Source organism: Alphaproteobacteria bacterium, assembly GCA_040905865.1.
In the GTDB taxonomy this organism is placed as follows: Bacteria; Pseudomonadota; Alphaproteobacteria; order UBA8366.
Window position 1 is genome coordinate 1 of record JBBDQU010000064.1, and the last position, 19108, is coordinate 19108.

Below are 19108 nucleotides of genomic sequence, written 5' to 3' on the forward strand. Positions count from 1 at the left end.
TCAGCGCCTCGGCCTGGGTCGGGTTGACCTTGCCCGGCATGATCGACGAGCCGGGTTCGTTCTCCGGCAGCCGCAATTCGCCCAGCCCGGCGCGCGGGCCGGAGCCCAGCAGGCGGATGTCGTTGGCGATCTTGTTCAGCCCGGCCGCCAGCACGTTCAGCGCGCCGGACATTTCCACGATGGCGTCATGGGCGGCCAGCGCCTCGAACTTGTTGGCGGCGGTGACGAAGGGCAGGCCGGTCAGCGATGCAATCTCCGCCGCGATGGCCGTATCGAACCCGGGGCGCGTGCTGATCCCGGTGCCGACGGCGGTGCCGCCCTGCGCCAGCGCGCAGAGCCGCGGCAGCGCCGCCTCGATCCGGGCGATCCCGTTGGCGGCCTGCGCCGCATAGCCCGAAAATTCCTGGCCCAGGGTGAGGGGGGTGGCGTCCTGCAGATGGGTGCGGCCGATTTTCACGATATCGTCGAAACCGGCGGCTTTCGCGTCCAGCAATGCCTGCAGGTGGCGCAGCGCCGGCAGCAGCTTTTCGTGGATTTCGGTCACGGCGGCGATATGCATCGCGGTCGGGAAGGTGTCGTTGGAGGACTGGCCCCGATTGACGTGGTCGTTGGGGTGGACCGGCGATTTGGACCCCATCTCGCCGCCCAGCAGTTCGATGGCCCGGTTGGCGATGACCTCGTTGACGTTCATGTTGCTCTGCGTGCCCGACCCGGTCTGCCACACGACCAGCGGGAAATGGTCCGCCAGGCCGCCGTCGATGACCTCTCCGGCGGCGCGGACGATCGCGTCGGCTAGCGCGGGGTCAAGGTCGCCATTGGCCGCGTTGACGGTCGCGGCGGCCTTTTTGACGATGCCGAGCGCGCGGATCATCGCCTCCGGCATGCGTTCCCGGCCGATTTTGAAAAACGCCAGGCTGCGTTGCGTCTGCGCGCCCCAGTACCGGTCGGCGGGAACCGCGATGGCGCCCATGGAATCGGTTTCGGTGCGGGTCTTCATGGCGGGCGACCGCGGGCGTCAGATGGCCTTGCGGTTGTCGTTGTCGTTACCGTTCGGCGCGGCTTCCTCGCGGTTCCGGGGGGCGCCGTCGGGGTTCTTGCGGCGGATGATGATATCGCCGTTCTCGTTCATGAACGGGGCCTCGAATTGCGGGATTGACAACAGCAGCATCTCCATCGCCTGCATCAGGTTCTGCATGCCTTCGCTCACCAGCGCCTGCGGATCCTTTTTCGGCGATTCGTCGGCGGCGAGGGCGGGCGAACCGGCCAGCAGAACAGCGGCGAGCATCACAGCGGCGAATCGGTTGTTTTTCACGGCTTGGCTTCCCTTTGATTGCGCAACCTTAATATCGGTCGGATTGCGGCCAGATCAATGCCTTGTGTTTTTGGCCAAATTGTGGCGTTTCGTGCGATGCTTTGGCTTGAGGAACAGGGGGAGGAGCGAGGATGACCGCAACGGAAATGACAGTGGCGATTGGCGGGTTCGGCGTGATCGGCGAAGCCGTTGCGCGAAGGCTCGATGCGGGGATTCCGGGGCTGCGCCTGGTTGCGGTTTCGGCGCGGGACCGGGAAGCCGCCGCCGGACGGATGGCCGGCATGGAAAATCCGGTGCCGGTCGTCGGTCTGGGCGAACTGGCCGCGCTGGCGGATATTGTCGTCGAATGCGCGCCCGCCGCCATGTTCGCCGATATTGCCGGTCCGGCGGTCGAGGCGGGACGGATATTCATTCCGCTCAGCTGCGGCGCCCTGCTGGACCATCCGGCGCTGGCGGACCGCGCGGCGCAGACCGGCGCGCGGATCATGGTGCCGACGGGCGCGCTGCTCGGCCTCGATGCGGTGCGCGCCGCCGGGGAGGGCACGATCCATTCGGTGAGCATGGTGACCCGCAAGCCCCCGAAGGGCCTTGCCGGCGCGCCGCACCTGGTGCGGAACCAGATCCGCGTCGATAACCTGACCGGCGCGCTGAAGGTGTTCGAGGGCAGCGCCCGCGAAGCCGTGCGGGGCTTTCCCGCCAATGTGAACGTGGCGGTGGCGCTCAGTCTGGCGGGGATCGGGCCGGACCGGACCAGCATCGAAATCTGGGCCGACCCCGGCGTCGAGCGGAATACCCACACGATCACGGTGGATTCGGACGCGACCCGCTTCACCATGACCATCGAGGGCATTCCGTCGCCCGACAACCCCGCCACCGGCATGCTCACCCCGCTCAGCGTCATCGCCACCCTGCGCGGGCTGGTCAGCACGGTGAAGGTGGGGACGTGAAATCGTCTCCCTTGCAGGGCGGTGGACGCGAAGCGGTTGATGGACCGGCGTCAGTTATTGGGCTTCAACTGGTCCCGGGCGGCGATAATCGCCGCCAGCAGTATCTGGCTGGTGAACGGCTTGTTGACCCAGCCGAGCGGATTGCTGGCCTGAGCCCGCCTCTTTAGCACCGCGTCGGAATAGGCGGTTGTAAACAGGCAACGCGTGCCAAACCGGCGGTTTACCTCGATAGCGACATCGATACCGTCCCGGCCTTTGCCGAGGTTGATATCCATCAGCACAATGTCAGGCCGGTGCAGATCGATGGCCGCCACCGCATCGCCCGGGTTTGAAGCGGTGGCGAGGATGCTGAGCCCGGCTGCTTCCGCCGAATATTCCGTTTCGACGAGCGATAAAAAATCATCCTCGACGATGACTGCCGTCAATTTCGAAAGGTCGGTTCGATTGTCATCATGCGTGCCGGGCTGTGGGGCGCCGGGGCGCCGCGGGCGTTCTGGATTGAAAAGATGAGTATGGCGCATCAGTCCTGTGTCTCGAACTTTATGGTCGCATGGGTGCCGAAGTCTGACCGGATGTCCAACGATCCGCCCAGTTGCCGGACCAGTCCCCGCACCAGGCCCAGGCCGGAGGCTTTCTTTTCCTTGCCGTTCGTGTCCGTATCCGGAGCGATGCCCGGCCCCTTGTCCTTGACCTCCAGACAAAAACCCATTTCCGTTCGCGTTAACGATATATCCACTTCGGCGATCCCGGAAGCGTTCCGACCATATTTGATCGCATTGGTAAAAAGTTCATTAACGATCAGGCCCAGCGGCAACGCGGTATTGTTCGGCAGAGGCGTTGCGTCGGCCCGTCTTGTTACGACATGCTCCGGCCCGACAAATCCGGCGAGGCTGGACACCAGAGTTTCGAGCATCTCCCTGGCGTCGATATTCAGGAACCCGGCTTCCTGGTAGAGAAGCTGTTGGACGGATGTGGTGGCTACAAGGCGGCCGTATATCTTATCGAGCACTTCCAGCGCATCCGGCGATGTCGTTCCCCGCATTGAACTTCGGACGAGCGACGTGATAATCTGGATGTTGTTTTTAACCCGGTGCTGCAATTCCCGCAGCATGAGCTCCCGTTCGGCGAGCGCCTCTTGGGTCAGGGACTGGGCGTGGCGCCGTTCCCGGACCTCTTTCTGCAGCGATCGCAGTGAGGATTTCAGTATAGCCAACGGTTCGCCGGAGGTTTCGTGGCTTTGCACAAGAATCAACCTGCCGCTGCCGGGTAGGGTCATCGCTGTCCGGCTGCCAATCCACCGGTGTTTGCGTACAGCGCCTTCGGGACCGGGGAACATCAGTATGTCCGGGCGCGCGCTACCGCTGCCGCCCCATAGACTTATCGTGGCGGACAGGCTGTCGCCTTCATGGATACAAAGGTCCGCCAGCCTCTTTTGAAGGGGATCGCGGGGCAGGATTTTCCGCGCCTGCCGGTTTGCGTAATGGATGATTCCCTGATCGTCGAGCAGGAAAGCTGCCACCCGAAACCCTTCAAGCAGTTCGGCAACAAGGTCGTTAGCTGTCGCTGCCAAAATATTCCCGCTCTCCATCGCCCGTGTCTTCTGTCGGCTTCAAATAAATCACGATCCGGCAACCCGGATCTCCCCTGGCGATGGCTTTTTGGACATCCACGCGCGCATACCCCAGGTTTTCGGCGGCGATAAATCCGAAAACGTTCGAGGTCATCATGCAAAGCGACGGTCGGTCTGATACGGCCTCGCCAAACGGGCATTTCCGGTTGCCCAGGACTATCCGGTCTTCCCTTTCTTCGATGATGTAGAAATCGCCGTCGATACGCCGTTTCAGGTCAACCAGTGCATCGCTGACCTGCCGTGTGTTCAGTTTGTCTATCGACAGCGCCGTCTTGTACTGTTTATCGATCTCTTCGCCGATCTGCGCGCCGACAACACTGATATATCCTTCCGCTTCGTCTATACCGATAACCCGTTCCAGGGTGCCCGCGAGACTGCGAATAAGGTTTCGCATAAAAACGTCCCTGTCGAGCTCGAGACTCGTTTTACTGGGTAGATCGATATCGTTGGCTTCTGAATGGTCCAATGATTCAACACCTTTTCCGGCTGGTCTGGCGCCTGCGACAATCTATGGCATCAGGGTCGGTTTCGCAAACAACACGAGCAGGAAACCCCGGATTCCGCACTTCCAAGGAACAGAACGCTTTCCCGCCGCAAGGGGTTTCATCGGCAGCTGATATTTTTTATTTTTCCCCCTTCGCTAGGAAGCTCCGGAACAGCAGGTCGAAGATCGCACGCGTGTCGTCCTCGGCGATAAAGAGGTGGAAGGGGCTGATCCGAGAATCCTTCCGCCTGCCGATCGCCCCGATGCAGCCGGAAAACCGGCCGCACTGGCGCGCGCTGCTGGAAAATTACGGATTCCTGGAACGGGCGGCAGCCGCCGCGTAGTCGGGAAAGCGCTTTACCCCTTCTCCCCCGGAGGGGAGAAGGCTGGGATGAGGGGGCATTATTGCGCGGGCCGTCTGCGCCCTTGCGATTACGCTGCGATCTGTTCCGCTGTCGGGCCTTCGCCGGCCAGGGTGGTGCGGCGCATGTCGCGCGGTTCATCGACCGGGAAGGAACGGACGCGGTGCATGGTCTGGCGGTTGTCCCACATGACCAGGTCGCCGATCTTCCATTCATGGGCGTAGACGAATTCGCGCTGGGTCGCGTGCTCGATCAGGTTGCGCAGGAAAATCCGCGATTCCGGCACCGGCCAGCCGACGATGCCGCCGGCATGGGAGGCAAGATAGATCGACTTGCGGCCGGTCGCCGGATTGGTGCGCACCAGCGATTGCCGCACCGGCTTGAAGCGCTGTTTTTCCTCGTCGGTGAAGTCGAAAAAGCCGATCTGCTGGCGCGAGAACATCTGCGAATGTTCGCAGACCAGCCCCTCGCACTGCGCCTTCAAATCGTCATCCATGGCGTCCCAGGCGGCGGCCATGCTGGCGAATTCGGTGTTGCCGCCCTTCGAGGGCAGGCTGATCGCGTGCAGCAGCGAATACTTCGCCGGCGTCACCTTGAAGGAGGAATCGGAATGCCACAGCTGGTTGCCGATGGCGAACAGCCGCCGCCGGTCTTCCCGCGCCATCGGCTTCTCGTCGATGTCCAGGTTGGAGACATCGGCGAACGTCGTCGGCAGGCGGTATTCCTCCGGCTTCCTCAGGTTGGTGCCGCCGGACAGTTCAATCGGCCCCAGCGCCTCGGTAAAGGCAAGCTGCTGCTCGCCGGTCATCGGCTGTTCGCGGAACACCAGCACGGCGTATTCATCCATGCCGGCATGGATCGCGGCGGCGTCTTCGGCGGATAGCGGTTTGCGGATATCGACTCCGGTGACCTCGCCGCCGATATGCGGCGTCAGCCTGCGGATGGAAATGGACATTTGGGCAATCTCCCTGTGAATGCGGTGCGGCAATCTTAGAACCGTCGCATGCCGGGACGCAACACACGCCGAAATCCGCTGGCGTCCGACGGGTCGGCGCGCCTAAGCTGTCAGCCAACGGACCAATGTTCCAACGGGAGGCAGCGCATGCTGAAATTCTACTATAATCTGGGGCCGAACCCGACCAAGGTGGCCCTGTTCCTCGAAGAGGCCGGGCTGGAGTATGAGCCGGCGCCGGTCGATACCCGCAAGGGCGAGCAGTTCACGCCCGAATACCTGGCGATCAACCCGAATGCGAAGGCGCCGAGCCTGACCGATGGCGATGTCACGATCTTCGACAGCAACGCCATCCTGCTCTATCTGGGCGAAAAGACCGGCCGGTTCATGCCCGCCGAAACGCCGGAAAACCGGGGCCAGCTACTGTCCTGGCTGATGTTCATCGCCACCGGGGTCGGGCCGTACTCCGGCCAGTCGGTGCATTTCCAGCGTTACGCGCCGGAAAAGCTGCCCTATGCGGTCAACCGCTACCGGTTCGAGGCGCAACGCCATTTCGGCATCCTGAACGACCGGCTTGCGAGCCGGCAATTCCTGCTGGGCGATACCTATACCATCGTCGACATGGCGGCCTGGGGCTGGGCGCGCTTGTTGCCGGTGGTGCTGGATGAGGAGTCCTGGGGCGGCCTGCCGCACCTGAAGCGGCTGGTCGACGACATCAGCGGCCGCCCGGCCGCGGCCAGGGCGCTGGCGCTGAAGGACCGTTATACCTTCAAGACGGAGATGGACGAAGAATCCAGCCGCCACATGTTCCCGCAGAACGTCAACTACAGGGCCGGTTGAGCCGGACCGGAACCGAAGAAGGAGGCGCCGCCGTGAACCAGCTGCCCTATGCCGTGAACACCTACAGCTACACGCTCGACTACGGCATCGAGGACTGCATGAACCTCTGGGCGGATCGCGGCTGCACCGAATTCGAGGTCATGATGTATCCGGGCCATTGCTGGCCCAACGACATGGATGCGGCGGCGCGCAGTTCGCTGCTGTCGCTGATGGCGGCGAAGGGGCTGCGGATCGTTTCGCTGAACATGCCCAATGTGGATATCAACATCGCCGGGGCAACGCGCGAGATGCGCGCATACAGCCTCGGTATCCTGAAGTCCATCTTCGAACTGGCCGGCGACCTCGGCGTGCCGGGGGTGGTGGTCGGGCCGGGCAAGAGCAACCCGCTGCTGCCCGCGCCGCGCGACAAGCTGATGGGCTGGTTCTTTGAAGGGCTGGACGAACTGGCGCCGCTGGCGGCGCGCGGCGGCACGAAGGTACTGGTCGAGAACATGCCCTTCGCCTTCCTGCCGGGCGCGGCTGAAATGATGGCGGCGCTGGACCAATACGGCCATGACGAGATCGGCGTGGTCTACGACGTCGCCAATGGCGCCTTTATCGGCGAGGATCTGGCGGCGGGGCTGCGGGCGGTGGAAAGCCGGCTGGTGCTGGTGCACGTGTCCGACACGGGCACGGCGCTCTACCGGCACGACCCGGTCGGCCGCGGCACCGTGCCGTTCGTAACAGCCGCGACGGCGATGCGGTCGCTCGGGTTCCGCAAAAAGCCGGTGCTGGAGATCATTTCGGATAATCCGGACAAGGATATTCTGGACAGTATCGACCGGCTGACCGCCCTTGGGTGGGGCGATTTCGCGGCTACCACAGCCTGATCCAGTCGTAGATCCGCACATTGATGCCGGCGCGCATGCCGGGGGTCAGGTTCGGCGGCGGGTTGTCGAGCGATATCCGCACCGGCACCCGTTCGCTGGCGCCGCCGAAGCGGCTGGCGCCGTTCACCCTGGCGCCGATGCCCATCTCCGTCGTGGTAATCCGGCCGATCTGCCGCACGGTGCCGTAGAAATCCTCAAACGGGTAGGCGTCCAGGTCGATCAGCACCTCCTGACCCGGCCGCAGGTGGCGCAACTGGCTTTCCTCCACATAGGCCTCGACCCAGAATAGCTGCGGGTCGTGCAGCATCAGGATATTCACCCCGTCCTCGATATACTCGCCACGGAAGCGGTGAATGCGGCCGACCACGCCGTCGATGGGGCTGGTGATGTGCCGGTAGCTGAGCCAGAGCTCCTGCAACCTGATCGAATCCTCGATACGGGACTGTTCGATATCGGAAATCCTGATCTCGTTCTCGATTACCGCGATCTTGCTGCGCGTGGCTTCAAGCTGCTCGAGTTCCTGGCGGGCGACCGAAATCCGGCCGCGCAGCAGGGTCGCCTCGCCTTCCAGTTCCAGCGCCTTGTCCTGTTCGGCGGTCAGCTGGGTTTCCGGTGTGAATTTACGGTCCACCAGCAGTTTCGCCCGGGTCACGTTCTTGTCGGCCAGCTTGAGCCGCCCGTCGATGGCCAGCGACTCCTGTTCCATCGCGCGGATTTTCACCCGCTGGGTCGCCAGCTTGGCGGCGAGCTCGATCTCGAACGCTTCTTTCTCCGTTTCCAGCCGGGCGCGCCTGGCCCGCTCCAGCGCGAGGTCGGTCTGCAGCGACCGGATGTTCAGCCTGATGTCTTCGTGATAGAGGACGATCAGCAACTGATCTTTCTGGACCGCCGCGCCTTCGGAGACCTGGATACTCTCGATCTTGCCGTTGACCTGCGCGGAAATATTGGTGATATCGGTCTGGATACGGGCATTGCTTTCATGGACATGGGTGAACCAGAAGAAGACCTCGTAACAAAGGGCCAGCATGGCGCCCAGTAGCAGAACGCCGATGATGGCTTTCAGTTTTCGCTTCAGGTTCAAAATGGCGTCTCTACAGTCGCGACGGCGTGGCACGAATTATCTGGAATGGCGGCCTGCCGCCATGCGAAAAATTGTGTGCTATCTGCCTCTATCGGGGCAGTACGATTAAAATTCAGTCAATTTTCGTAAACCCATGGCACGCTATCAGCTAATTTCTGAACCATCAACGCAATGCGCTCCGCCGCCGCCGGTTGGCGCACGGGCCGGCGGTACGGGGATTTGACCGCCACCTCGGAATCCCGGACGGAAGAAGCCGGCATCCGGGACCTGCTGCGCGATCCGAATTACCTGTCGTTCTGGTTCGTCGGCGGATTTACCGGCGTTGTCCGATGGTTCCAGCTGCTGGCGCTGGGCGTCTATACCTTCGAGACGACGAATTCGCCGCTGCTGGTGTCGATCATTCCGCTGCTGTGGATGCTGCCGCTGGCGCTGTGCGGGCCGGTCGTCGGCGCCATCGCGGACCGGCTGAACCGCAAGATGCTGCTGGCGGGGTCCATCGCGGCCATTTCCGTGGTGTCTGCCGGAATGGCCGCGCTGGCCTGGGCCGGGGAACTGGCCTTCGTCCATATCGCCATTTCGTCCTTTCTGAGCGGGATATTCTGGGCGACGGACATGCCCGTGCGGCGGCGCCTGCTGGGCGACCTGTCGGGCGGGGCGCTGTCGACGGCGATGGGCCTGGATGCCGCAACCAGCAACGCGACGCGCATGCTCGGGCCGCTACTGGGCGGCGTGACCCTGCAATTCGTGGGCGTGTTCGGCGTGTTCCTGTTCAGCGCGATCGTTTATGCGGTCTGTTTCACGCTGGTCGTAGTCGCGCGGGTCCCCGAACGGACATTGCCGACCGGCGCCTTTACCCTGATCAGCGACCTGATCGCGGGGGCCCGCTACGTGGCGGGCGAGGCGCAGCTGCGGCGAATCCTGGCGATCACCATCGCCTTCAATATCTGGGGATTCCCCTTTACCTCGATGATCCCGGTGCTGGGCCGCGACCATCTGGGGCTTGACCCGTTCCTGGTCGGTGTGCTGTCCAGCCTGGAGGGCTTCGGCGCCTTTGTCGGGGCGCTGCTGGTGGCGACCCTGGCCCGGCCGGCGAATTATTTCCAGATCTATCTCTGGGGTACGGTGACCTATGTTTCGATGATTTTCTACATCAGCATTCTGACCTATGTTGCTGGCGGGCCTATGCATTCTTTCGTCATCGTGTCGATCGCGCTGGCCGCGACCGGCGTGGCCGGGGCGTGTTTTTCGGCGATGCAGAGCACGCTGACCTATCTCGGTGCGTCGCCGGAATACCGCAGCCGGGTGCTAGGCGTGCTGACCCTTTGTATCGGTTCGGGTCCTATCGGCTTCTTCAATGTCGGCTGGATGGCGAATATCTGGGGCGCGCCGACGGCGCTGTTTGTCATGTCGCTGGAAGGGCTGCTCGCGCTGACGCTGCTGTGGCTCTTCACGCCGAACGAGGAACAGGAACAGCATGGATGATGGCGATGAAGCCGCCCGCCGGATGCCGGAGGCGGCGCCGATGATCGAAATCGAACGGAAGTTTCTCGTTCGCGACATGGATTTCGGTACGCAGCGGTCAAGCCGCCGGATCGAACAGGGCTATCTGTTCAGCACCCCGGAACGGAACCTGCGGGTCCGCCGGTCGGGAGACGACTATACCCTGACCCTGAAGGTGCGGGCCGGAGGGATCTCACGGCATGAAATCGAAACCGCTATCGATGCGGAACAGGGGCAACGGATGCTCGACCTGCTTTGCGTCGGGCAGCCGATCCGCAAAACCCGGCATATTGTCGACCATGCGGGAAAGACCTGGGAAATCGACGTGTTCGACGGCGCCAATGCGGGGCTGGTCGTTGCCGAAATCGAATTGTCGTCGGAGGGCGAGGCGTTTGAAATGCCGCCCTGGGCGGGCCCGGAAGTCACCGATGACGCGCGGTTTCTGAATGCGGAACTGTCCCGCAATCCGTTTTGCGATTGGGGCGTGACCTATGCGGCGCTGCTGGCCGAAAAGGATGCGGCTACCTGATCCCGCAGGACGCGACAGGCGGCGGCGGGCGCGCTGCGCGGCGCGAAACCGGCCACTGGCCGTCGCTCCAGCCCCATTTTCCCGACGGCCTTATGTGACGATCACGGGGCCTCGCGGCGTTCCAGCAACCCGACCTCCTGCGCCTTGATCTGCAGCGCCAGGTATTTCGAATAAATCCGGCACTGCGCCAGGCTGCCGGCGATGAACCACAGCCCGTCCTGCGGGGTGCGTTTCCACATATTGGCCATTTCGCCGTCCTCGCCGATGCCCCAGATTTCGCCGACCTTGTCCGCGACGCCTTCGCCGAGCAGCCGCCGCACCAGTTCGCGCTGGGTATAATAGCCGGTCGCCAGCACGATCAGGTCCGCGGGCACGGTGCTGCCGTCCTTCAGTAGCGCGCCCCCGGCGGTGAAGCGTTCGATGGTGTCGAACTGCAGCAGCCCGATTTCGCCCTCGATGATCAGGTCTGAACAGCCGGCGTTCAGGTAATACCCGCCGCCGCGCCGCCGGTATTTCATCTGGTGGCCGGTATTGTCCTCGCCGAAATCGAATTTGAATCCCTTCGCCTTCAGTCCCGCGATCAGGTCCTTGTCGTATTCCATCATCCGCTCAACGGCCATCTGGTAGCCCTTCACGATCAGCGGATAGGTCGCCGCCGTCGCCAGCAGGTCGCAATCGTCCAGCGGCGGGCCTTCCTCGTACAGCGCGTAATTCAGCTTGGCGCTGGGATCGATGCTGACCACGGTGCCGGAGCCACGCTGGATGATCGTCGTCGCCGCGCCGTGGCTGTACAGGTCCTGCGCCACGTCATGGCCGCTGTTGCCGGTGCCGAGCACCAGCGCCTTTTTGCCTTTCCAGGCCGAGCCGTCGGTGAAGCTGTGCGAATGCACGACCGTCCCGGCGAATTCCTTCAGTCCCGGCAGGTCCGGAATCCGGGCGATACCGCTGACCCCGTTGGCGAAGACCACATGGCGCGGGCGCATCACCCGCTCCGTCCCGTCCGATTTACGCAGGGTCGCGTTCCAGCATTGCGCCGCCTCGTCATAGCTGCCGCCGACGAATTCCGTACCGGTCCAGAAATTGACCTCCAGCGCCTCGGCATAGCATTCGAACCAGTTCGCCAGCATGTCCTTCGGGATGTATTTCGGCATGGTTGGCGGGAAGGGCATATAGGGCAGGTGGTTGGCGATGATCTGGTTGTGCAGCGCCAGCGAATGGTAGCGCTTGCGCCAGTTGTCGCCGATCCGTTCGAACTTGTCGACGACCAGCGTATCCACGTCCATCTGGTTCAGCCGCGCCGCGATGGCGAGTCCCGCCTGACCGCCGCCGACCACCAGCACGGCGGGGTCGCGATCCGCATAGGCCCGGCTTCTGATCCGCTGGTCCAGCCAGTTCTCGCCGCCGAAATTGCGCGAATAGGCATCGCCGGTCGGTCGCCGCTTGCCGACATGCTCCTCATGCCCCTTCAACTCCTCCAGCGTGGTCAGCAGCACCCAGGCCCGCATCTTTCCCGCATCGCCAGGGACCAGCCGGACCACGCCGTTGCCGCGCCCGACCTCGGTTTCGAAGACGAACATGGCCTCCAGGGCATTCACGCCCAGCCGCCGCACCCGGCGCGGCGCGGTCCGGTTCGGATCGACGGCGAAACCGCGCGCCTTTACCGCCGGTTGCGCCGCAAGGAGGCCGGATGCGATCCGGTCCACGCCGATGGCGGGGGTGATATCCCAGGTGAAGGCCAGCAGGTCGCGCCAGTGGCTGTCCGCTTCGAACAGCGCCGAAACCGCGCCCGCGTCGCCCGTGCGGAGCGCTGCCTCGAAATCGCCCAGCCATTGCGTGACGATCTGCCCGTCGCTGGCGGCGGGGCGGTTGCTCAGGGTACTCAGGTCGACATCGTCCATGGCGTTTCTCTTTCAGCGGTTGCGGCCGGCTTTCGGGTGCTTTCGCCATTCTGAGCGGATTGACGCGCAAAAAGCAAATTCCGGCCGATTTGCCAAATGGCGCATTTCCCGTTCACAATACCGACCGACCAGCCCCGGGAGGATACAGGATATGGATTTCGGCATTTTCAACCTGCTGCAGCATCGCGACCGCAACACCACGCCGCACCGGATTCTGGCCGAGGCAATGGAACATACGCGGCTGGCGGACGAGATGGGGTTCAGCCGCGCCTGGTTCGCCGAACATCATTTCTCGAATTACAGTCTCTGCCCGTCGCCGCTGATCCTGTGCACCCAGGCCGCGGCGATCACGAAATCCATCCGGGTCGGCTGCGCCGTGCTGATCCTGCCGCTGCACATGCCGGCGCGGGTCATCGCCGAAATCGCGCTGGTCGATTCGCTGTCCGGCGGGCGGCTCGATGTGGGGGTCGGCAGCGGCTACCAGCAGTATGAATTCGAACGCCTCGGCGCGGACCTGACGAAGAACAAGGTCATGTTCAACGAGATGCTGGACATGATCGAACTCGGCCTGCGCGAACCGCATTTCCGCTATGACGGCAAATACTACCGGCAGCCGCAAACGGCGATCAACGTCCGCCCGTTGCAGTCGCCGCGCCCGCCGATCTGGGTCGCGGGGAAGGACCCGGCCAGCCATCGCCGCTGCGCCCGCGACGGCTATATTCCGTTTATTTCCGGCGGGATCGGCAGTCCCAACAACATCCGCCGCCTGCGCGACCAGGTGGAGGAATGCTATGCGGCGGAGGGCAGGGACCCCGCGGCCATCCCGCTGGGCGTGCTGCGCTTCGCCTGCGTCAGCGACGACCGGTCGGTGATCGACCGCTATGTGGACGGCGCGCGCTACCAGCAGCGGCTCGCCGTGTCGCTGCGCACGCGCAAGGAAGTGCTGGTCGACGACTACATGGTCGCCGACGTTCCCTTTGAGGGCGAGCCCGAACCGGAGCGGATCGAACAGAACCTGCTGGTCGGGAACGCGGAACACGTGGCCGAACGCCTGTGCCGGGAAATCGAACTCTACGGCCCGCGCCACATGAACATCTACTTCCAGGTCGGCGATCTGCCCAGCCGCGCGACCATCGCCTCCATGGAACAGTTCACGACGAAGGTGATCCCGCTGGTGGAAAAGCATTTCGGCAGGCCGCTGGCGGAAATTAACGACGTGCCCATGCCGCAGCCGAAAGCAATGCCGCTGGCGGCCGAGTAGGCGTGCGACTGGCGGGCGTCGCGCATCACCCCCTCAAGGGGGCGAGGGAGCATTGTGGTGGCTTCGCCGATTCAATTCTGGAACCCTCTCCTCAGGAGGAGAGGGCAGGGTGAGGAGGGCCCCCCGCCAATCCCTCAGATCGCCCCTTCTTCCGCCAGCGCCGCCACCTCCGCCGCCGACAGCCCCAGATAGTCCCCGAAGACTTCCGCGTTGTGCTGCCCCGGTTCCGGCGGCGCCGCGCCCGGCGCACCGGGCGTGCCGGACAGTTTGAAGGGCAGGCCGATCAGGTCGACACTGCTGCCGTCCGGCCGCATGGCGGGCACGACCATGTCGTTGGCCAGCACCTGTTCGTCCTGCAGCACCGTATCGACCGAATTGATCGGCGCGGTGGCGATGCCCGCGTTCTCGATCGCCGCCAGCCATTCCGCAATTCCCTTCGCGGCGAGGCGGGATTCGATCTCGACGCGCAGTTCCGGCTGGTGGGCGCAGCGGTCGGTGTTCTTCATGTAGCGCGGGTCGGTTTTCAGTTCCGGCGCGCCCAGCACGTCGCACAGCCGCCCCCACATCAGGTCCGATGCCGCGCCGATCAGGATTTCGCCGTCGCGCGCCCGGTACACGCCATAGGGCGCCAGGGTCGAGAAGCCGGCGCCCTCGCGCTTCACCACCACGCCGCCCGCGGTCCAGGCGACGCCGTGAAATCCCAGCAGCGCGACGCTCGATTCCAGCAGCGAGACATCGACCCGCTGGCCCCGCGCCATGCCGCGCTCGCGCGCCAGCAGGGCGCTGACGATGCCGCCATAGGCCAGCATCCCGGTCGACATGTCGATGGCCGCGACGCCGGGCCGCAGCGGCGGCCCGTCCGCCTCGCCGGTCAGCGAGAAGATGCCCGCATAGGCGGCCACGGTGGTGTCGAATCCGGGCTTGTTGCGGAACGGCCCCTTCGCCCCGTAACCGGAAATCGAACAATAGATCGCATCCGGGTTGATGGCGTGCAGCCGGTCGTAGCCGACGCCCAGCTTTTCCGCCGTGTCGGGCAGGAAGCTCTGGATCACCACGTCGACCTTCGCCACCAGCCCGTCCAGCAGCGCGCGGGCCTTGCCGGATTTCAGGTTGAGGGTGATATCCTTCTTGCCCCGGTTGGCGCTGAGCCAGTTCGAACTCTGTCCGTTGCCCACGTCATGCGGGAACCAGCGGTTCATGTCGCCGCCCGGCGCCTCGACCTTGATGACATCCGCGCCGTTATCGGCCAGCATCTGCCCGCAATACGGCCCCGCCAGCACGCGGCTGATATCCAGCACCTTGTACCCGTCAAGCGCCCCCATGCATCCCTCCCCAAGCTGTTGCGCGGCCATGCTATCGGGTCGGAGGGTCCGGTGACAAATGGGATGAGGCGGAGAAGGCCTTGCGGGTGTCAGGCGGCGCCTTCGCGGTCCGGTCCCGATTTTCGGAGCGAATGGGGCAACGACATCGGGGCGTCGCGGGCTGGAGCAACTTTCGGGCCAAAAAATCTTGATTTTTTCACGAAAAGAGACTATAGTCCTAATTCGCTTTCCGGGCCCGGCGAAAACACAATTTGGTCCGACAGGCCGTTTACCGAATTGACGCGATTTTAGCGGCGCTCATTCGGCAAGCGTGCGGGTTCGCCTTCGGGCCGGTTTGAAAATGTATATGAATGTTAACCCATGTTAATCCCGCCGCGTTTTTTCCGGCGGGCGGGGGATGGGCGTTTCCGGACAGGGGAGGATGCAGATGAATGCAAATAAAAGCCAACAAAAGCCAACAAAAGCCAATCCGCGCCGTGTTTTCGGGGGCGGCGTGGCCCGGGACAGGTCGCGGGAATCAGGTATCAAATGTATAGCAATGTTAACCGATGTTAATCCGGGGCGTATTTTTCGGCCCGTCCGGCCGGAGGGGTTCTTCGCGACAGTCGGCGGCGGGATCAGGCTTCGCGGGGCAGGCGGAATCCGTAGAGCCCCGCCGCCGTCGTCAGCCCGGCCATCACCAGAAAGGACATGGCGAAGTTGCCGGTCAGCGCCGCCAGCCCGCCGAACAGCGGCGGAAAGATCACGCCGGTGCTGAAGATGATGAACTGCGCCGCGCCGGTGATCGCGCTGATCGCGCCGGCCGGCGCGGCCGTGGCGACTTCCGACAGGTAAAGCGCATTCCAGCCATAGGCCGTGGTGCCGAGCACGAGGCAGACGGGCAAAACGACCGAGAGCGGCCAGTCGGCGGCGAAGGCGGCGACGGCGCAAAGGCACAGCCCGGTAATCAGCCCCTGCATCGCGAAGATGCGGCGCGTCGCGATGAACCGGCCCGAGATCGCGCCCCACACGATGCGGCCGGCGACGGCGCCGGCCTGGCTGACCGCGTAGATCGCGCCGGCCTGGGCCAGCGGCATGCCCACATCGACGGTCAGGTGGACGACCAGGAAGACGGCGAAGCAGGACTGCGCGCCGGCGTAGCTGAAGGCGATCAGCGACAGCCGCCGCAGGGTCGGGTCGCGGGTCAGCGCGCGCAGCGCCGCGGTCATCCCGCCGCCGCCGAACAGGACGGCGCCCGGCCGCCGGTCGCCGTCCAGGGCGCCCCGGACCGGCTGCACCAGCAGCGCCGTCAGCAGCGGCAGCGCCGCCAGCGCCAGCGCCGCGATCCGCCAGTCGTAAAGCGCGATCAGCGCCGGTACCGCCAGCCCGGCGAAACCCGCGCCCACGGGCACGCCGGTCTGCTTCAGCGAGAAGACGAAGGGGCGCGATTTCGGCGTGGCCGCCCGCACCAGGATATGCGCGCTGGCGGGGTTCATCGGGCCGAAGCCGATGCCGATCAGCAGCGCGCTGACGATCGCCAGCCAGGGTTCGCCGACGGCGAAGGCGGCGATGCCGGCCGCCGCGGATATCATGGCCAGCTGGCAGATCCGCATCGCGCCATACCGCGCGACGAACCCGCCCGCCGCGAGCCCGACGGCCATGGCTATCGCGTAGGCGACGGCGGTGAAGATGCCGATCTGGGTTTCCGGAACCCCGTAATCCGCCGCGGCGGCGGGCGCGAAGACCGGGATGCCGTGGATCGCCATGGCGGCCAGCGTCTGCACCGCGAAGGTGCCGGCGACGGCGGCGACGAGCGGGGTCTTCGGGGCGGTGTCCCCAGGCGGTTTTCCCGGCACTCAGTAGGAGCGCGGCATGCCGAGCACGTGCTGGCCGATATAACCGAGGATCATGTTGGTGGAAACCGGCGCGGTGCGGAACAGCCGGCATTCGCGCCATTTGCGCTCGATATCGTATTCGCGGGCAAAGGCGAAACCGCCATAGGTCGTGAAGCAGGCCTCGGCGCAGGCCCAGGCGGCTTCGGCGGCGAGGTGCTTGGCCATGTTGGCGGCGGCGCCCGCGTCACGCTGCGCCATGAACAGGGCGGCGGCCTTGCGGTTCATCAGGTCGGCGGCTTCGAGGTCCGCATGAGCCTTGGCGATGGGGAACTGCACGCCCTGGTTCCGGCCGATGGGGTGGCCGAAGACGACGCGATCCTTGGCGTATTCGACCGCCTTGCGGGTGAAGAAACGGCCGTCGCCGATGGCTTCGGCGGCGATCAGGATGCGCTCGGCGTTCATGCCGTCGAGGATATAGCGGAAGCCCTTGCCCTCCTCGCCGATCAGCGCGGAAGCGGGAATGCGCAGGTTGTCGAAGAAGATTTCGGTGGTGTTGTGGTTGATCATCGCGTCGAGCGGGCGGATATCCATGCCGTTGCCGCGCGCCGCGCGCATGTCGACCAGGAAGGTGGACAGCCCGTCGCTGCGCCGCCTGGTCTCGTTCGCGGGCGTGGTGCGGGCCAGCAGCAGCATCAGGTCGGAATGCAGCGCGCGGCTGGTCCAGACCTTCTGACCGTTGACGACATAGCTGTCGCCGTCGCGGACGGCGCGGGTCTTGAGCTGGGTGGTGTCGGACCCGGTGGTCGGTTCGGTGACGCCGAAGGCTTGCAGGCGCAATTCGCCGCTGGCGATCTTCGGCAGGTATTCCTGTTTCTGCGCCGGCGAGCCGTGCCGCAGCACTGTGCCCATCGTGTACATCTGGGCGTGGCAGGCCCCGGCGCTGCAGCCCGAGGCGTGGATCGTCTCCAGGATTACCGCGCCGGCGCGGATCGGCAGGCCCGCGCCGCCGAATTCCTCCGGGATCAGCGCGCCGAGAAAGCCGGACTCGGTCAGCGCCTGGACGAAGGCGGTGGGATAGCTGCCCTCGACCGACTGGTCCTCCAGTCCGCGCCAGTATTCGCCGGGGAAGCCTTCGCAGATCTTCGCCACGGCCTCGCGGATTTCGGGGTAATCGTCTTCCTCGAAGTCGATGGTGGGCAGCATGTCCGACATGGGGACGGTCTCCATTCGCTGCGGGCGGCGGGAAGGTCCCGGCCCGTTGGTCTTACGGGAAAATCGGACGGCGGGCGCCGCCGTCCGGATCGGTTATCAGGCCGCGGCGCTGGCCGGCACGAAGCCCTTCGGCGCGCCCGCGCGGGCATACATGCCGTACAGGGTTTCGTCGGGCAGGTTGCGCCCGATGATCTCGCGGATTTCGACCAGCCTGTCGATATCGACCCCGGTTTTCAGCCCGGCGCCCTCGAGCAGGAAGATGAGGTCCTCCATCACGATGTTGCCGGTCGCGTTGGGGGCGAAGGGGCAACCGCCAAGACCCGCCAGCGAGGCGTCGAAGCGGCGGCAGCCGGCCTCCAGCGCCGCGAAGACATTGGCGAGGCCAAGCCCGCGGGTGTCGTGGAAGTGCGCGGAAACCGGGACCGTCTTGCCGAATTCGCCGATCACGGACTCGAACATGGCCTTGACCTGCCGCGGGTTGGCGTAGCCGACCGTATCGGCGACCGACAACTCGTCCGCGCCGGCCTCGACGAAGCGTTCCGCCAGCTTCAGGACGGCGGGCACGGCCACATTGCCTTCTATGGTGCAGCCCAGCGCCGTCGCCAGCCCGGCGCAGAGCCGGATATCCTGCGCACCTGGCGTCGCGTCGCGCAGCGCCACGATACGCTCGAAATCCGCCACCGATTCATCGACCGTGCGGCGCACATTGGACATGTTGTGGCTTTCGCTGACGGAGGTCACGTAGTTCAGCTTGTGAATGCCCGCCGCGAAGGCGTCCTGCGCGCCCCGCAGGTTCGGGCTCAGCGCCGCGACGCACAGCCCGTCGATCTTCAGCGCCGCCGCGACGACTTCCCTGTTGTCCGCGAACTGCGGCAGCAGTTTCGGCGGTACGAAGGAGCACACCTCGATTTCCGGCATGCCGGCCGTGGCTTCCAGCGTCAGCCAGCGAATCTTGTCCTCGGTCGGAAAGAACACCTTCTGGATCTGCAGGCCATCGCGAAGGCCGACTTCGCGGCATTCCACGTCAATTCCCGGTCGCATTGTCATTCTCCCATGTCTTTCTCTGTATCCCTAGATCAGATCGTGTCTGGTTTG

General features: G+C 64.5%; 19 protein-coding genes. 7 read left to right on the plus strand and 12 right to left on the minus strand.

Features of this window, described 5'->3' with window-relative positions:
* Together WD767_14015 and WD767_14020 are read right to left on the minus strand one after the other, a co-directional pair.
* On the minus strand, positions 1-997 hold a 997-nt coding region (locus tag WD767_14015; GenBank protein MEX2617207.1), incomplete at its 3' end, for a class II fumarate hydratase.
* A gap of 18 nt (positions 998-1015) precedes the next feature.
* Positions 1016-1312 carry a hypothetical protein gene (locus tag WD767_14020; protein MEX2617208.1) on the minus strand — a complete coding sequence of 99 codons (297 nt, stop codon included), beginning with the start codon at positions 1310-1312 and terminating at the stop codon, positions 1016-1018.
* A 131-nt stretch (positions 1313-1443) separates the two neighbouring features.
* Between WD767_14020 and WD767_14025 the strand changes: the two genes are divergently transcribed.
* Positions 1444-2259 (plus strand): aspartate dehydrogenase, encoded by an 816-nt coding sequence (locus tag WD767_14025; protein ID MEX2617209.1) that lies wholly within the window; start codon positions 1444-1446, stop codon positions 2257-2259.
* 50 nt (positions 2260-2309) lie between these two features.
* Here WD767_14025 and WD767_14030 read toward each other — a convergent pair whose 3' ends face one another.
* The 3 genes from WD767_14030 to WD767_14040 all read right to left on the minus strand — a co-directional run bounded on the left by WD767_14030 (position 2310) and on the right by WD767_14040 (position 4283).
* Positions 2310-2684: a response regulator gene (locus tag WD767_14030; GenBank protein MEX2617210.1), complete on the minus strand. Its 375-nt coding sequence runs from the start codon at positions 2682-2684 to the stop codon at positions 2310-2312.
* A 95-nt stretch (positions 2685-2779) separates the two neighbouring features.
* The gene (locus WD767_14035) at positions 2780-3829 is read right to left on the minus strand and encodes a histidine kinase dimerization/phosphoacceptor domain -containing protein (GenBank protein ID MEX2617211.1); all 1050 of its coding nucleotides are present in this window, start codon (positions 3827-3829) and stop codon (positions 2780-2782) included.
* Complete coding sequence (locus WD767_14040) at positions 3813-4283, minus strand: methanogen output domain 1-containing protein (GenBank protein MEX2617212.1); 471 nt, start codon at positions 4281-4283, stop codon at positions 3813-3815. Before WD767_14040 ends, WD767_14035 begins: the two co-directional genes overlap by 17 nt.
* A 284-nt stretch (positions 4284-4567) precedes the next feature.
* Between WD767_14040 and WD767_14045 the strand changes: the two genes are divergently transcribed.
* Complete coding sequence (locus WD767_14045; protein MEX2617213.1) at positions 4568-4717, plus strand: hypothetical protein; 150 nt, start codon at positions 4568-4570, stop codon at positions 4715-4717.
* A gap of 88 nt (positions 4718-4805) precedes the next feature.
* Here the strand turns inward: WD767_14045 and WD767_14050 are convergent, their stop codons facing one another.
* Positions 4806-5690: a TauD/TfdA family dioxygenase gene (locus WD767_14050; GenBank protein MEX2617214.1), complete on the minus strand. Its 885-nt coding sequence runs from the start codon at positions 5688-5690 to the stop codon at positions 4806-4808.
* 147 nt (positions 5691-5837) lie between these two features.
* On the opposite strand from WD767_14050, the gene WD767_14055 reads away from it, so the two are divergent.
* Positions 5838-6527, plus strand: a complete 690-nt coding sequence (locus tag WD767_14055) for a glutathione S-transferase N-terminal domain-containing protein (protein MEX2617215.1) — start codon at positions 5838-5840, stop codon at positions 6525-6527.
* A 32-nt stretch (positions 6528-6559) separates the two neighbouring features.
* Positions 6560-7396 (plus strand): sugar phosphate isomerase/epimerase family protein, encoded by an 837-nt coding sequence (locus WD767_14060; protein ID MEX2617216.1) that lies wholly within the window; start codon positions 6560-6562, stop codon positions 7394-7396.
* On the opposite strand, the gene WD767_14065 is transcribed toward WD767_14060, so the two are convergent.
* Positions 7383-8477 (minus strand): efflux RND transporter periplasmic adaptor subunit, encoded by a 1095-nt coding sequence (locus WD767_14065; GenBank protein MEX2617217.1) that lies wholly within the window; start codon positions 8475-8477, stop codon positions 7383-7385. The two genes, WD767_14060 and WD767_14065, sit on opposite strands and share 14 nt — an antisense overlap.
* 219 nt (positions 8478-8696) lie before the next feature.
* Here WD767_14065 and WD767_14070 point away from each other — a divergent pair, with 219 nt between their 5' ends.
* Both WD767_14070 and WD767_14075 read left to right on the plus strand, forming a co-directional pair.
* The gene (locus WD767_14070) at positions 8697-9959 is read left to right on the plus strand and encodes an MFS transporter (protein ID MEX2617218.1); all 1263 of its coding nucleotides are present in this window, start codon (positions 8697-8699) and stop codon (positions 9957-9959) included.
* On the plus strand, positions 9952-10506 hold the full coding sequence (locus tag WD767_14075) for a CYTH domain-containing protein (protein MEX2617219.1): 555 nt from the start codon (positions 9952-9954) through the stop codon (positions 10504-10506). Before WD767_14070 ends, WD767_14075 begins: the two co-directional genes overlap by 8 nt.
* 101 nt (positions 10507-10607) lie before the next feature.
* Here WD767_14075 and WD767_14080 read toward each other — a convergent pair whose 3' ends face one another.
* Positions 10608-12404 carry an NAD(P)/FAD-dependent oxidoreductase gene (locus WD767_14080; protein MEX2617220.1) on the minus strand — a complete coding sequence of 599 codons (1797 nt, stop codon included), beginning with the start codon at positions 12402-12404 and terminating at the stop codon, positions 10608-10610.
* A 151-nt stretch (positions 12405-12555) separates the two neighbouring features.
* Between WD767_14080 and WD767_14085 the strand changes: the two genes are divergently transcribed.
* Positions 12556-13665 carry an LLM class flavin-dependent oxidoreductase gene (locus WD767_14085; protein MEX2617221.1) on the plus strand — a complete coding sequence of 370 codons (1110 nt, stop codon included), beginning with the start codon at positions 12556-12558 and terminating at the stop codon, positions 13663-13665.
* A gap of 134 nt (positions 13666-13799) precedes the next feature.
* Here the strand turns inward: WD767_14085 and WD767_14090 are convergent, their stop codons facing one another.
* The 4 genes from WD767_14090 to WD767_14105 all read right to left on the minus strand — a co-directional run bounded on the left by WD767_14090 (position 13800) and on the right by WD767_14105 (position 19054).
* Entirely contained in the window at positions 13800-14987 is a 1188-nt protein-coding gene (locus tag WD767_14090; protein MEX2617222.1) for a CoA transferase, read from the minus strand.
* Between the two features lie 617 nt (positions 14988-15604).
* Positions 15605-16822, minus strand: coding sequence for an MFS transporter (locus WD767_14095; GenBank protein ID MEX2617223.1), 1218 nt, complete (start codon positions 16820-16822; stop codon positions 15605-15607).
* Complete coding sequence (locus tag WD767_14100) at positions 16823-18013, minus strand: acyl-CoA dehydrogenase family protein (GenBank protein MEX2617224.1); 1191 nt, start codon at positions 18011-18013, stop codon at positions 16823-16825. It lies immediately after the preceding gene.
* 96 nt (positions 18014-18109) lie between these two features.
* Positions 18110-19054, minus strand: coding sequence for a hydroxymethylglutaryl-CoA lyase (locus WD767_14105; protein ID MEX2617225.1), 945 nt, complete (start codon positions 19052-19054; stop codon positions 18110-18112).
* Between the last annotated feature and the right edge of the window lie 54 nt (positions 19055-19108).